General features: G+C 49.7%; 14 protein-coding genes and 1 other annotated feature. Of the genes, 8 read left to right on the top strand and 6 right to left on the bottom strand.

What is annotated here, in order from left to right:
- The first annotated feature begins 41 nt into the window (after positions 1–41).
- Both F0316_RS08185 and F0316_RS08190 read left to right on the top strand, forming a co-directional pair.
- Positions 42–371 carry a DUF3392 domain-containing protein gene (locus F0316_RS08185; RefSeq protein WP_001175901.1) on the top strand — a complete coding sequence of 110 codons (330 nt, stop codon included), beginning with the start codon at positions 42–44 and terminating at the stop codon, positions 369–371.
- Complete coding sequence (locus tag F0316_RS08190) at positions 344–1,108, top strand: SanA/YdcF family protein (protein WP_000536856.1); 765 nt, start codon at positions 344–346, stop codon at positions 1,106–1,108. Before F0316_RS08185 ends, F0316_RS08190 begins: the two co-directional genes overlap by 28 nt.
- A gap of 100 nt (positions 1,109–1,208) precedes the next feature.
- Here F0316_RS08190 and F0316_RS08195 read toward each other — a convergent pair whose 3' ends face one another.
- The 3 genes from F0316_RS08195 to F0316_RS08205 all read right to left on the bottom strand — a co-directional run bounded on the left by F0316_RS08195 (position 1,209) and on the right by F0316_RS08205 (position 4,681).
- Positions 1,209–2,540: a GGDEF domain-containing protein gene (locus F0316_RS08195; RefSeq protein WP_149560396.1), complete on the bottom strand. Its 1,332-nt coding sequence runs from the start codon at positions 2,538–2,540 to the stop codon at positions 1,209–1,211.
- A 259-nt stretch (positions 2,541–2,799) separates the two neighbouring features.
- Positions 2,800–4,041 (bottom strand): cysteine desulfurase-like protein, encoded by a 1,242-nt coding sequence (locus tag F0316_RS08200; RefSeq protein ID WP_172625996.1) that lies wholly within the window; start codon positions 4,039–4,041, stop codon positions 2,800–2,802.
- Complete coding sequence (locus tag F0316_RS08205) at positions 4,025–4,681, bottom strand: 2OG-Fe dioxygenase family protein (RefSeq protein WP_000946297.1); 657 nt, start codon at positions 4,679–4,681, stop codon at positions 4,025–4,027. The genes F0316_RS08200 and F0316_RS08205 overlap by 17 nt, the downstream gene beginning before the upstream one ends.
- A gap of 477 nt (positions 4,682–5,158) precedes the next feature.
- On the opposite strand from F0316_RS08205, the gene trxB reads away from it, so the two are divergent.
- The 3 genes from trxB (at position 5,159) to cydC (ending at position 9,736) form a co-directional block, all read left to right on the top strand.
- Positions 5,159–6,115: a thioredoxin-disulfide reductase gene (trxB, locus tag F0316_RS08210; protein ID WP_000073135.1), complete on the top strand. Its 957-nt coding sequence runs from the start codon at positions 5,159–5,161 to the stop codon at positions 6,113–6,115.
- Positions 6,116–6,234: 119 nt separating this feature from the next.
- Complete coding sequence (cydD, locus tag F0316_RS08215) at positions 6,235–8,022, top strand: heme ABC transporter permease/ATP-binding protein CydD (RefSeq protein WP_002043697.1); 1,788 nt, start codon at positions 6,235–6,237, stop codon at positions 8,020–8,022.
- Positions 8,015–9,736, top strand: coding sequence for a heme ABC transporter ATP-binding protein/permease CydC (cydC, locus tag F0316_RS08220; RefSeq protein WP_059260366.1), 1,722 nt, complete (start codon positions 8,015–8,017; stop codon positions 9,734–9,736). Before cydD ends, cydC begins: the two co-directional genes overlap by 8 nt.
- Before the next feature lie 150 nt (positions 9,737–9,886).
- Here cydC and rluB read toward each other — a convergent pair whose 3' ends face one another.
- From rluB to rnm, 3 genes are all read right to left on the bottom strand, one after another.
- A complete protein-coding gene (gene rluB / locus F0316_RS08225; protein WP_001291245.1) occupies positions 9,887–10,852 on the bottom strand; it encodes a 23S rRNA pseudouridine(2605) synthase RluB in 966 nt (321 codons plus the stop codon).
- A 132-nt stretch (positions 10,853–10,984) separates the two neighbouring features.
- Positions 10,985–11,605, bottom strand: coding sequence for an L-threonylcarbamoyladenylate synthase (locus tag F0316_RS08230; protein WP_000077260.1), 621 nt, complete (start codon positions 11,603–11,605; stop codon positions 10,985–10,987).
- Between the two features lie 2 nt (positions 11,606–11,607).
- Positions 11,608–12,480 (bottom strand): RNase RNM, encoded by an 873-nt coding sequence (gene rnm, locus F0316_RS08235; RefSeq protein WP_001217214.1) that lies wholly within the window; start codon positions 12,478–12,480, stop codon positions 11,608–11,610.
- Positions 12,481–12,544: 64 nt separating this feature from the next.
- Here rnm and F0316_RS08240 point away from each other — a divergent pair, with 64 nt between their 5' ends.
- From F0316_RS08240 to F0316_RS08250, 3 genes are all read left to right on the top strand, one after another.
- Positions 12,545–12,682, top strand: coding sequence for a hypothetical protein (locus F0316_RS08240; protein WP_001880954.1), 138 nt, complete (start codon positions 12,545–12,547; stop codon positions 12,680–12,682).
- Positions 12,629–12,731, top strand: a sequence feature (Trp leader region). (Overlaps the previous gene by 54 nt.)
- Positions 12,732–12,815: 84 nt before the next feature.
- Positions 12,816–14,387, top strand: a complete 1,572-nt coding sequence (locus F0316_RS08245; protein ID WP_001030224.1) for an anthranilate synthase component 1 — start codon at positions 12,816–12,818, stop codon at positions 14,385–14,387.
- A 2-nt stretch (positions 14,388–14,389) separates the two neighbouring features.
- Entirely contained in the window at positions 14,390–14,995 is a 606-nt protein-coding gene (locus F0316_RS08250; RefSeq protein ID WP_172625997.1) for an aminodeoxychorismate/anthranilate synthase component II, read from the top strand.
- The last annotated feature ends 20 nt before the right edge of the window (positions 14,996–15,015 follow it).

Consider the following 15,015-nt stretch of genomic DNA (forward strand, 5'->3'; position numbering starts at 1 on the left):
TTATGCGGAGAAGCCCCTGCAATCAGGGGCTTTCTAATCTCATGCAACTATTTACTTATCTTGCTCCTGCAGGTCAGGCTCTACTCCCCTACCTGAGCGAAATCTCGATTGCACTGGTCGCATGCACTTTGGTCATGCTCGGTGGTGAGATCAATGCCTTTTTGCGTAGAGCATTACGGAATCAACATTTTCTGGTGCGCACGTTAGCGTTTATCTTTATTAACGCGTTTGGATACGGTTTAATCATCGTCAAGGCCAGCCCTTACGTTGCTCGGACACTCGCGCAACTGGAATCCGGCATGATGCTGACCCTTATCGTAAGCTGCTTTGTTGTGATAGGCCTATGGGCACAAAGAAACCATCAAATCTAACTCTGCGCGCCGTCGTTTTCTCTGCGCTGGCTCACCTGCGAAGATTACCTTGGCGTAAACTAAGCCAAACTTTGCTGTGGCTGACTATTGGGGTTGTCGCAGGCTTACTCGCGATCGATCGCTGGGTCAGTTGGCAAACACAAAATAACATTATTAATGATGCGCAAAATACTCCGCCTTTTCAGGTGGCTGTGGTATTGGGCACCAGCAAATACATAGGTAAGACTCTCAACGAGTACTACACCAACCGGATTGATGCGGCGATAGCGCTTTATCAACAAGGAAAAGTCCGCAATTTTCTGCTCAGTGGTGATAATGCACACCGTTCGTACAATGAGCCGTGGACGATGAAACGCGATTTACTGCGCGCAGGCATTCCAGCAGAGAATATTTCGTTAGATTATGCGGGGTTTCGTACTCTCGATTCGATTGTGCGCGCGAAGGAAATCTTCGATACCGATAATTTCTTGATCATCACTCAGCGCTTTCATTGTGAGCGCGCGCTGTTTATTGCCCGCTACCAAGATATTCAAGCGTCATGCCTAGCAGTACCGGGGCCAAGCAGCCACTCTGGTTTTAAAGTGCGGTTACGAGAAGTGTTTGCGCGCGCTTATGCGGTCTTTGATCTGTTCGTGTTGGATACTCAGCCTAAGTTTCTCGGTCCCAAAGAACCGATCATCGTTGAGAGTGACACCGAGTCAACGTCAAATGACACCTCATCGAATAGCGCTGAATAAATCCTTCTCGATAAGCAAGTCCCTGAATGTTGTCGCGTACCCTGCGGCAACATTCTTAGTGATTGAATTTAGGCTAGATAGACACGACTTGGTGCCGTCCTCACCCTTTTTCTCCATCACTGCTTTTGGCCATTAATCCATAGTGAACTTCGATTCGATTGCGGCCAAGCCGTTTGGCTCGGTATAACGCTTCGTCGGCGCGTGAAACGGTTTCCGTAATCCGCTCGTCGCCCATTTGGGCAATACCGATACTGCACGTGATCGCGCCTCCGTGTATCCAACTGTGGTCGGCGATTTTAGCTCGAAGCCGCTCTGCAAGCTCAATCGCTTGCTCAAGGGTTGTCTGCGCGCAAAACACCACAAACTCTTCCCCACCCCAACGCACTAATTTATCACTTTCTCGGATTTCAGGGCTGATGACCAAAGCAAACTCACGCAGCAGATCATCCCCTAGACTGTGTCCGTACACATCGTTGACTTGTTTGAAGTAATCAATATCGATGAACAGTACGCTAACGTGATTGAGTTGCCAGCGCACTAAGCGCGCTTGATCTTGCAACCAATCACGAATGCCATGCCGATTAATGGCTCCCGTCAATGCATCACGATGCGCCATTTCGACGAACTTTATGTTTTGCTCATGCAATGAGTGATTCAAACGCTGTAAGTGCTCTTGGCGCATACGAGCACGTAAAACCTCACGGCGATTACGACGAATTTCGAGCGCAGAGAGCCATGCTCCTGCCACCGCCCACATGATCAACATGGCAAGAAACAGCTTCTCTCCAGCCACATAATCCCCAATCAATTCCACTTGATGCACGGTCAATTGATATTGCCCTAGTGGACTGGCTGAACCGGTCGCAAATTCAATTTTATTGACGTTGGAAAACTCAGGAGCGGAGTGTTCAATGGCAATACGATTATCAACCAACCACCACGTCATTACTTGCAAGCTGCGAATGGGAATATCAATCACACCTTTCCCAACGCCCGGCACAAACTCTAATCCGTTGTATTTATGAGTATATTCATCATCAAGCTGAGAGTAGATCGGATTGAAATTACGTAAATACAGACGCATTGCCGCAGGCTCTGCAGCGGGGCCTTGCAAGTCCACGTTAAGACGTATGGTATGGATATCACTCAAATCGAGGCCACGTTGAGGGTCGGGATTAAGGTGAATAGAGATGCCACAATATGGCCACGCGTAGCGACTGGCATTCAATTCACAGTCCACTTTGGCAGTATTGCCATTGAGGGATAAGGCGCTGGTCGATGTGCCGCCAGCGGTTTGATCGTTGGTGGTGAAATAGGCATAGTGCTGAGGTTCAATCAACACTCGTTTCGCAGAACCAAACTGCCAGTACAGCAATACGGTCACAATCGTGACCGCGACTAACCCTAATAACACTCTTGGCAGCACTTTCACAACCTACTCCAGCGTCAAGCCACATCATTAACACACTCTCTCTATAATACAAGACGCCCAATAAAGAGAGATTGCTTCCAAAAAAATAGCGGTTAGATGCGGTTTTGTCATCGACTAGAGTATTTCAAGGTTTCTTTTTCAGAGGCATTTCACCTTTTGCTAAAGCTTCAAGTAGGATGGGTATACCCTTCCCACTGAGTCAATATCAGTAGAAAAGGCATATCGCTAGAAGTGAAAGATATCTAGAAGGGCTTACGACTTATGCAAGCTGTGGCAAGCCATCGCGTAGAAGAGCAAATAGATGGTCAATTTCTTCTGTGGTGTTGTAGTGCATCAGACCGATGCGTAGTACTCCACCGCTTGACTCAAGTCCTAATTGACGAACCAGCCCAAGCGCATAGAAATGCCCATTCCATACGCACACATTCTGTTCGCCGAGCATTTTCGCCATAGACTGCGGTGTACAGCCTGTACACGTCAGCGCAAATGTCGGTGTTCGCTTCGCGGCATCTGCTAGCTGCAAACCATGCAGTTTCAGCGCTGGCATATCACTGAGCTTTTGCAAGAAATACTCACTGAGGCGCTGTTCATGCTGCTGATATTGCTGATAGCTCTCAACCAAACGTTCACGTAATCGAGAATTCGGGTCACCCCACTGCGCCAAATATTGCACCGCAGCAATAACGCCAGCCAGCCCTTCAAAACTGAGCGTTCCGGTTTCAAAACGTCCCGGCCCTTGATTGGTTGCGGGCTCAACTTTATAAGGCAGAATCGTGTTTTGCCACTGCGGCGCTACATACACAATCCCGACGTGAGGGCCAAAAAATTTATAGGCCGAACAGGCCAGAAAATCACAACCCAGCGCCTGCACATCCGGCAGGTGATGCGGCAGATAGTGCACCGCATCGACATACACCATCGACCCGACCTGATGCGCCGCCTCAATAATAGCTTCAAGTTCAACCAATGATCCCGTGGTATTGGAAGCAAAAGTCACTGCCACTAAACGGGTGCGTGGATTAATCAACGAAAGCAGATGCGCTTGATCTAAGGTGCAGTCCGCCGTATTGACGCGAGCCTGATGCACTATTGCGCCTTTGTCTTGAGCCGCTTGTTGCCAGCTAGAAACATTCGAATAGTGATCCAATGCGGTGACAATCACCTCATCGCCCACTCGCCAATCACGGCTGATCGCACGGCTAAACTGGAAAGTCAGCGACGTCATGTTTGCCCCAAAGACAATCGACTCTGGGTTGGGGGCATTGAGCAGCGCTTGCAAATGCTCACGAGCACTTTGCACTAACTCCACGGTTTTCTGGCTCGAAAAGTAGTGCCCACCAAGATTGGCATTGTAACGACCTAAATAAGCCACCATGGCATCCAGCACCGATTGTGGCACTTGTGAACCACCTGGCCCATCGAAAAACACCACAGACTTATCATTGACGATTTGCGCTAGCGCAGGAAACTGCTGACGCACTGACTCAGGAGTGAAGCGCATGGCGGCCATCCTTCGCAGTCAAAACAAAAACATCCATATGCCCTTCTTGTTGATGATCCACCGTGCGGATCGGGCAAGCGTTGTGCCACAGTTGGCTATCGGCCAACATCGCAACTTCGCCATTTTCCAATACTTTACGGAAAAATGGCGCTTCATGACTACTGAGATAGAGCATGATTTCGCCACCCACAATGTTGTGGCGATCAATGCCAACAATCGCAATATGATCAAACCCATCTTGGTGCACCCCTTCCGGCGCGACTAAGGTTTCATCGAATACCGCAGCGATCCGCATCTGATGGATCTCAATTTCCTGCCCATCGGGAAGTGTGTTGGCTTCCATAAACAGCGCGCACAACTCACGCATACCGTCACTTTTTAAAGTAGTACTGAGTAACGGTTCGAAACGGCGCACCACATTGCCTTGAAAATGGTTAATTTGATCGGTCTGCATAAAGTCATGCTTGTCCAACTCAACCACTTGCCCATCAATAAAGCGGATCACGGAGTAACGACGTAGCCGATACTGCCCGTCCGCATGATTGGTATGCGGTAACTGCGCAAAAGAGGGAGCGAGTTGATGAATCGCAGAATGACTCAGTTTAGTGATATGTAGGGTATTGGGGTGAGAACGTAACATCATCGACTCCTTAATGGGTTAGTCATACCACCATAAATTTCACATTTTATTTACAATTAAGACTAATCGATTATTTTGCAAAAACAATATTTTTTGACTCAATCAACCATCAGGATTGAAATTTTGTTTTTATATTCTTTATAAATTGAAAATATCAGTGTCTACATCCAAAAGCGCAACCTGAAGATAGGCAAAACCAGAGGCTTTCACTACCTTATGGAAAATAAGGAAGATTGACAGCCTATTAGCATAAAACCATGCATCATGGATCCCGCTCTAACATGAGAATCAGGTGGAACCGACACGAGCTAGCTTCACGTCGTAAGAGCATAAACAATTACGATTTATGCTCAGCGAACCACTTTTATTCGCCATCCATATTCCCTACAATCGAGTCCAATTATTTTCATTGGCTTGCGTCTTAGTTCCGAATTCAAGCCATGAGTTAACTCCCTTTCGTCCTTATCGGAGTACTTCATGAGTAACGTGAAACACAGCAAACTTCTTATCCTTGGCTCCGGCCCTGCGGGTTACACAGCCGCGGTTTACGCTGCGCGCGCCAACCTAAAACCCGTGCTGGTCACTGGTATGCAGCAAGGTGGTCAGCTCACCACGACGACAGAAGTCGAGAACTGGCCAGGCGATGCCGAAGGCTTAACTGGCCCAGCACTGATGGAGCGCATGAAAGAGCACGCTGAACGTTTCGATACTGAAATTGTTTTTGATCACATTAACTCGGTTGATCTCTCTTCTCGCCCATTTCGTTTGACAGGCGACAGCCAAGAGTACACCTGTGATGCCCTCATCATCTCTACTGGTGCCTCTGCTAAATACCTCGGTTTAGAATCAGAAGAAGCGTTCAAAGGTCGCGGTGTATCCGCTTGTGCGACCTGTGATGGTTTCTTCTATCGCAACCAGAAAGTCGCCGTTGTCGGTGGTGGTAATACTGCGGTTGAAGAGGCTCTTTACCTATCGAATATCGCCTCAGAAGTGCATCTGATCCACCGCCGTGACAGCTTCCGTAGTGAAAAAATTCTGATCGATCGTCTGATGGATAAAGTGGCGAATGGCAACATTGTTCTGCACACGCACCGCACTTTGGATGAAGTACTGGGCGATGAGATGGGCGTGACAGGCGTGCGTTTGAAAGATACCCAGTCAGATATGACGGAAAACTTGGATGTGATGGGGGTATTCATTGCCATCGGTCATCAGCCAAACTCGCAAATTTTCGAAGGTCAGCTTGAAATGAAAAACGGCTACATAGTCGTCAAATCTGGCCTTGAAGGTAATGCAACCCAGACCAGTATTGAGGGTGTGTTTGCCGCGGGTGATGTGATGGATCATAACTACCGTCAAGCGATTACCTCTGCCGGAACCGGGTGTATGGCAGCACTCGATGCTGAACGTTACCTAGATAGCCAGGGTAAATAACTTACGCTTCGCGTAACGCCAGTTTTTATTTTTGCCAAGCCCGACGGGTATAACCGCCGGGCTTTTCTTTGTATACTGGCGGCCTATTACAATTATTATTCTCATTAAGCCTTTTCAAAATGGACAAGAAAAAACAGCGTAGCTTGAATCTCTGGCTCAAGCAGCAAAGCAAACTGGCTAAGCGCTGGCTCGCAATAGCTGTTGGGTTGGGTGTGTTATCAAGCCTATTTCTGGTGGCGCAAGCCGCACTCCTTGCATCAATTCTGCATCAGCTGATTATTGAACAGGTCGATAAACATCTGCTCATTCCACACTTCTTTGGCTTGGCTGCACTCATTGCCGTGCGTGCGCTCTGCTCTTGGGGACGCGAAATCGCTGGTTTTCGTTGTGGAGAAGAGATCCGCCGTTATATTCGACAGCTAATCCTAGACAAGTTACGCGACTTGGGGCCGGCCTATATCAAAGGCAAACCGGCCGGCTCATGGGCAGCCTTAATGCTTGAGCAAGTCGAAAACATGCACGACTTCTTTGCTCGCTATCTCCCTCAAATGTCTCTTTCGGTTTTCGTACCGTTTGTGATCCTTGCGGTCGTCTTCCCAGTGAACTGGGCGGCAGGACTGATTTTTTTGCTCACGGCGCCATTGGTCCCACTTTTCATGGCGTTAGTCGGAATTAAAGCCGCCGATGCCAGCCGGAAAAACTTTAAAGCTCTGCAGCGTTTATCCGGGCATTTTTATGATCGCTTGCAAGCCCTGACCACCATTCGTCTATTCGATCGCACCACAGCAGAAACCGAGCACATGCGCGGCGCTTCAGAAGTGTTTCGCCATCGCACTATGGATGTACTGCGGATCGCGTTCCTCTCTTCTGCAGTATTAGAGTTTTTCACCTCGATCTCCATTGCACTGACCGCCGTGTACTTTGGCTTTAGCTACATTGGTGAACTCAACTTCGGTTATTACGGCGCGAGTGTCACTCTGTTTGCTGGGTTATTTGTGTTAATCCTTGCTCCGGAGTTTTATCAGCCGCTGCGCGATCTCGGAACCTATTACCACGCCAAACAACTCGCGGTGGGCGCAGCCGAATCGATCGTCGATTTTCTGCAAACCGAAGTGGATACCTTACACAGTGGCGAGCGTCATCTCACCGATAATGACGATATTGAAATTATCGCCAATGAACTGGTCGTTCTTAGTCCACAAGGCAAACGCTTAGCAGGCCCGCTCTCATTTACGTTGCAAAGCGGCAAAACTACCGCTCTCGTCGGGCCAAGTGGCGCAGGCAAAACCAGCTTAATCAATACCATTTTGGGCTTTATGCCCTACCAAGGCAGCTTAACCATTAACGGCATTGAACTGCGCGAGTTAGATCATGCGCAGTGGCGACAAACCATCAGTTGGGTTGGGCAAAATCCTCTGCTGCTGCACGGCACCATTCGCGACAACGTGACGCTAGGCAAACACAATATCGCCGATGAGCAAGTCACACAGGCTCTGCAAGCAGCTTATGCCCAAGAGTTTGTTGAGCAGCAGGGTTTGGATTACCCGATCAGTGATCGCTCTGCGGGGCTTTCCGTGGGTCAAGCCCAACGCATCGCCCTCGCTCGCGCTATTTTGCAAAATGGCCGCTTTTGGTTACTCGATGAACCCACGGCAAGCTTAGATGCGCGCAGTGAGCAATATGTGATGCGTGGACTGACCGAAAGCATTCAGCAACGCACTGCGTTATTTGTCACTCACCAGTTGCAACCGCTGCAATCGGTCGAGCAGATCTTAGTGATGGAAAATGGCTTGCTGGTACAAGCAGGACATTTTGAAGACTTAAGCCAGCAATCTGGTTTATTTGCCACTATGTTAGCCGCTAACCAAGCGCTACAAGCTGCCAACAAAGGGGATCTCGATGCGTGACCTGCTGCCTTACCTAAAACTGTATAAAAAACACTGGTTCGGTCTTACCCTTGGCATGCTGCTGGCGTTGCTGACCGTTCTCGCTTCGATTGGACTGCTGACGTTATCCGGCTGGTTTTTGTCTGCGGCCGCCGTGGCCGGACTCAGTATTGCCCGAGAGACCTTTAACTACATGCTACCCGGCGCCTTTGTGCGCGGTTTTGCCATGGGACGCACCGCGGGGCGTTGGGGCGAGCGTGTCGTTACTCACAACGCCACCTTCAAACTGCTCACTGATTTGCGAGTGTTTTTCTTTGAGAAACTGACACCGCTTATCCCGGGACGTCTGAGCGCGGTGCGCGATGCCGATATGCTCAACCGCATCGTGGCCGATGTGGATGCCATGGACCATGTCTATTTACGTTTAATCAACCCAGTCACGGTCGGTGTGCTGGGTATTGCGGCTCTCACCGCACTGATTGCTTGGTTTGATCCGCAGCTTGGCATGACCTTAGGTACCATCTTGCTACTGGTTCTGCTAGTGTGGCCCACGCTTTTTTACCGCTTGGGGAAAAAGAATGGTCAACACTTAACGCAGAATAAAGCGGAATTGCGCGTTCGCACGCTAGATTGGTTACAAGGTTACAGTGAACTAACCATTTTCGGCGCAGAACAAACCTATCGTCAGGCAATCTTAACGGCGCAAGACAAACTGCTTCGTAACCAATACGTTAACGCACAAGTCTCAGGACTGGCTCAATCGTTACTATTGCTTGCCAATGGTTGGACACTGGTACTGATGATCTGGCTGGCCGCCGATGGCGTGGGTGGGCAAACTCCGGATCCGCTGATTGCACTGGTGGCTTTTGCAACCATGGCCAGCGTCGAGTTATTGATGCCTATTGCCGGCGCATTCCAGCATTTGGGGCAGACTCTCACCTCGGCTCGCCGCTTAAATGAGATCATTCTAGCCAAACCTGAGGTCGAGTTTACCGCGCAACCAACCGCGCATAATGGCCAATACAACATTGAATTCAACGGCGTCCACTTTGCTTACCAAGCGAATAAACCCAAGGCCATTGATGACTTTACTTTGACTCTCGCTCAAGGTCAGAAAGTGGCGATTGTCGGCCAAACTGGCTCAGGGAAATCGACCTTAATTCAACTCCTTTGCCGTTATTGGGATGTACAGCAGGGTCAGATCACGATTGGTGGAACAGACATTCGAGAATGGCGAGAGAGCGATCTTCGTGCCGCCATCAGCGTGGTGAGTCAACGGGTGGATATTCTCAATGGCACGCTGCGCGATAACCTGAAATTGGCGAAACCGGACGCAACCGATGAAGCGCTCAGTGATATTCTGCAACAAGTCGGTCTAGAGAAATTGCTACAAGATGCCGCGCTCAATACTTGGCTTGGCGAAGGTGGCCGTCAGTTATCCGGTGGAGAAAAACGTAGGATCGGCATTGCGCGAGCACTACTGCATAACGCTCCAATCTTACTGCTTGATGAACCGACCGAAGGGTTGGACAAGCAAACCGAGCAGCACATCATGCAACTGTTGCATGGTCATTTCGGTCACAAAACCGTGCTGTTTATCACTCATCGTCTGGTCAACCTTGAACAGATGGATGCGATTGCGCTGATTGAACAGGGCCAGTTGGTCGAATATGGTCATCACCATACTCTCCTCGCCCAGCACGGTCGTTATCACAAGTTGACACAAAAGCTGTAACGCTTCCCGCCTCTCTTCACTGAGGGCCGTAAGCACAAAACGCAGAGCACCATGTCAAACAATAAACAGCGTCAGACAATAAACAGCAAAAAGCCAGTCAACATGACTGGCTTTTTTTATAAGCGACATCGCTCGAAGAAAGGCGGGCACTTATCCGCGCGGCTTACGCGAGCTTTGTTGCTGGTTAGCCACTTTATTGCGCGTGCTCGATTCACCACCCGGCTTACGGCGCGCAGGGGCTTTTCCACTACGACCCGGAGTAGCTGAAATTCGCTCTTCGTGACGACGTACTGCACGACGAATTTTCTGGCTACGGGTACGCTCACGCTTACGCGTTGCGGCATCAGGCGCCATGTTCAGCACCGTTTCTTTCTCTGGACGCAGTTCTACCAACTCACGCAGGTAGTTCACTTGCTTGAGATCAAGCTCCATCCAACCGCCGCGAGGCAGTTTTTTGTCGAGGAAAATATCACCGTAACGTACGCGCTTCAGACGGCTTACTGTCGTACCTTGTGATTCCCACAGACGACGCACTTCACGGTTACGACCTTCATTGATTACCACGTAGAAAGTATGGTTGATGCCTTCGCCACCGGCGTACATCACATCTTCAAAACGCGCCATACCATCTTCCAGCTGCACACCACGTACTAGATTGCGAACTTTTTCTTCCGTCACGTCACCAAAGACGCGAACCAGATATTCACGTTCTACCTGACGGCTTGGGTGCATTAAACGGTTAGCTAGTTCACCATCAGTGGTAAACAGCAGCAAACCTGACGTGTTGGCGTCCAAACGGCCAACAGAAATCCAGCGTGAACCACGAATTTTCGGCAGACGGTCAAATACCGTACGGCGACCTTCTGGATCATGACGGGTACACAGCTCGCCTTCTGGTTTGTAATAAGCCAGAACTCGGCAGATCACCTCTTCTTGCGCTTTCACAGACACAACATGTCCATCGATGCGCACGACAGCGTTATCATCTTCTAGGCGTTCGCCCAGCACAGCTACCTTGCCATTAACACTTACACGCCCAGCTCGGATCAGAGCTTCAAGCTCACGACGAGAACCATGACCAGCACGTGCTAAAACTTTTTGTAACTTTTCGCTCATTTATCTACCTATGTGTCGTCTTCTCAGACGTCGAATGACGGGTTGCGATGTTAAAATCGCGGCCGCGTAGTATCGCAAATTTTGTGGATAAAAGCACCCGTTTTGTCAGCGATTCACGGCCACCTCATTCAACTACTGAAACGGGGTCGGATCACCGGCTCCGACACGCGCCACTACCACTTCATCATCGCTAAAATCAATCACTGTCGTGGGTTGCTGACCTAAATAGCCACCATTGAGGATCACATCCACCGCATGTTCTAAGCGATCGCGAATTTCCTCGGGATCAGACTCAGTAAAATCGTTGCCCGGCAGGATCAGCGATGTCGACATGAGTGGCTCGCCGAGCGCTTCCAGCAGATCCAAGGCAATTTTGTTATTCGGTACCCGGATACCTATGGTCTTTCGCTTCTCATTCATCAGACGGCGCGGAACCTCTTTGGTTCCTTTGAATATGAAGGTGTAAGGTCCCGGTGTATTGTTTTTCAACAAACGAAACGCCGTGTTATCCACACGCGCATACAGCGAAAGCTCAGACAAATCGCGGCACAACAGCGTAAAGTTGTGCTTATCGTCGAGACGGCGAATTTGACAAATGCGTTCCATCCCGTGCTTATTTTCAAGCTGGCAGCCCAGTGCGTAACCAGAATCGGTTGGGTAAACCACTACCCCACCATTGCGAATAATCGCGACCGCTTGGTTGATCAGGCGGGTTTGAGGGTTCTCAGGATGAACATAAAAAAACTGGCTCATGGTTATTCCTCTTCATCGAGTCTCTCGACTCTATTGCTTGGGGATAAGCCCCAATCTTTCCATACAGGTTCTACTCCGGCAGGTAACCAAAGGTTTCGGCCCAACTCCATCCAAGGAGAAGGATAGTGAAAGTCACTGCCTTGGGAGGCGAGTAGTTGGTATTCCATTGCGTAATCACCCAAGGTTCGTTTTTCCTGTGGTGATTGCTGCGGCTGGGCCACTTCCATAGCATCGCCACCCGCTTCAACAAACGCGGTCATTAAGCGCTTAAGCCATTTCGCCGTCAAGTCATATCGTCCCGGATGCGCTAATACGGCTTGTCCACCTGCGGCGTGAATCGCGCTCACTGCTTCACTCATTGAACACCAGTTAGGCGGTACATAACCCGGATTATCACGAGTGAGGTATTTCTTAAATACTTGCTGCATGTTGGTAGCGTAACCATTATCCACCAACCATTTGGCAAAATGGGCACGCGTGATCGGCGCACCATCGGCAATATGTTGAACCTCTTCTAACACTCCCTCACGCGTCGCTTTTTGTAAACGATGGGCGATCAGTTCAGCACGCTCAACTCGACGTTGCTGCTGCCGCGCAATCAGCTGCCCCAATGCCTCACTGTTTGGGTCGATGTTTAAACCGACAATATGAATGTCTTTATTTTGCCAAACCGTTGAAATCTCAATGCCGTTCACTAATTGTAGCGGATATTGCTGCTGTGCAATGTAAGCACGGGCATCCGCCAATGCAGCCACGGTATCGTGGTCTGTGATCGCCAAAACATCAATCTCAAAGCTGACGGCGCGATCGATCAATTGTTGATAAGTAAACCGTCCATCAGAAGCGGTGGTATGACTATGCAGGTCAATTCTCATATTTTTTATTTGCCTGATTTTTAGGCTTGACTTTTTATCGTCGCACTAGTTAACTAGTACGCAAATGCAAGACTCTCTGTTAGGGCTCACTATGTTACAAGAATTTAACCCAAACCATAAACCCAATTTCAGTCCAGCAGATGCTGAACTGGCTTGGTGGCGCACTTGGACAAGTTCTTGGTGGGCTCACGTGTATTTCTAAGTTTAGATACTCACACACCTAGCCCGCCAACTTGAGCGGGCTTTTTATTGGTTTTTTCCACCTATCACTGCTGTTTAGCTACTTTCTCATCGCGGTGATCAGTGCACAATCGAATCATGGTTAAGGAGGTCTTATGAATAAGGCCATCAACATAAAGAAAACCGCGCCGCTTGAGGTGCTACACAGTGAACTGCCTTATACGCAAGATCCTACGGCTTTATTTCATGCTCTTTGCGCTGGGCGCAGCGACTGCCTACTACTGGAATCTGCAGAAATCGACTCCAAGCAAAATTTGAAGAGCCTTCTGTTAGTGGATGCTGCCGTGCGCATTGTGTGTGAAGGCCATCAAGTGACCTATCATGCGCTCAGTGCAAACGGCCAAGCGCTGCTCAACATCATTCATGGCAACCTAACAGATCGGATTCCTTGCAAAGTAGAGAAAGCGAAACTGACCCTCACCTTCTCTACACCCTGTGATACGTTGGATGAAGACTCACGCTTGCGCGAAGCGTCTTCTTTCGATGCGCTACGTTTAGTGCAGCACAGTTTTGATCTCACTGACCACGGTAAATTTGCGCTGTTTTTAGGTGGCTTATTTGCCTACGATTTAGTGGCTAACTTTGAGCCGCTGGGTGAAGCACCAGCCGACAATCAATGCCCTGATTACGTGTTTTATGTCGCGGAAACTCTGATGGTGATTGATCATCAGCGTGAAACTTGCCAACTGCAAGCCACCCAATTCCAACCAGGCGATGCGCTGCACAGCCAACTCAAAAGCCGGATGCGTGAAATTCGTGCGCAAGTGAATCAAAAATTGCCTTTGCCGAGTGCGCAATCTTTATCTGATGTGGAAGTGACCACCAATATTAGCGATGCAGCGTTTTGCGATATCGTGCGTGACCTCAAGCAGTACGTGGTCAAAGGCGATGTGTTCCAAGTTGTGCCTTCGCGCCGTTTTCGCTTACCTTGCCCTTCACCACTCGCAGCTTATCAACGGCTGAAACAGAGTAACCCAAGCCCTTACATGTTCTACATGCAAGATGAACGCTTTACCCTGTTTGGCGCATCCCCCGAAAGCGCGCTCAAGTATGAAATGCACACCAACCAAGTGGAAATCTACCCGATAGCAGGGACTCGCCGCCGCGGTAAGCGCGCCGATGGCAGCATCGATTTTGACCTCGATAGCCGCATTGAGCTTGAACTGCGCACCGATAAAAAAGAGAACGCCGAGCACATGATGCTGGTTGACTTAGCACGCAACGATGTCGCGCGCATTAGCCAAGCCGGTACTCGCCATGTCGCTGACTTGCTGCAAGTAGATCGCTACAGCCATGTGATGCACTTGGTGTCGCGCGTGGTAGGTCAGTTACGTGAAGATTTGGATGCTCTGCACGCTTATCAAGCTTGCATGAACATGGGCACGCTGACTGGCGCACCGAAAATTCGCGCGATGCAGTTAATCCGCGATGTGGAACAAGCGCGTCGCGGCAGCTACGGCGGTGCGGTAGGTTATCTCACGGGTGAAGGCGATTTGGATACCTGTATCGTGATCCGTTCCGCTTATGTGGAAAACGGCATCGCCCAAGTTCAAGCTGGCGCGGGTGTCGTTTACGACTCTGACCCACAAGCCGAAGCCGATGAAACTCGCGGCAAAGCGCAAGCGGTAATCTCCGCCATTTTATATGCTCATCAAGGGAAGGAATGATCATGGCCAATATTCTGTTTATCGATAACTTTGACTCCTTCACTTATAACTTGGTGGATCAGTTTCGCTCACTCGGCCATGTGGTCACGATTTATCGCAACAATCTTTCTGCGGATGCTATCGAGCAAGCGCTGCAGCAACTGGATAATCCTGTGGTTGTGTTATCGCCCGGCCCAGGAGCACCTTCTGAAGCGGGCTGTATGCCAGAGCTGCTGCAACGCCTGAAAGGCAAGGTACCGATGATTGGTATCTGCTTAGGGCATCAAGCCATCGTCGAAGCCTACGGCGGTGTGGTTGCTGGCGCGGGTGAAATCATCCACGGTAAAGTGTCGATGATGGAGCACCAAAACCACGCGATTTATCGCGGTCTCCCTTCACCGTTGGCGATCGCACGTTACCACTCACTGGTCGCCACGCAAGTTCCATCAGCACTGACCGTGACGGCAGAAGTGAACGGACTCGTGATGTCGGTGGTTAATGAGGCTGACAAAGTCTGCGGCTTTCAATTTCACCCAGAATCGATCATGACCACCCACGGCGCTACCTTGCTGGCCAATGCCATTGATTGGGCATTGTCTTCAACGCCAGCGCAGACTCAATTCGCGTAACCGCACAGGGAGAGAATGTT

The organism is Vibrio cholerae (assembly GCF_008369605.1).
Classification (GTDB): Bacteria; Pseudomonadota; Gammaproteobacteria; order Enterobacterales; family Vibrionaceae; genus Vibrio; species Vibrio cholerae.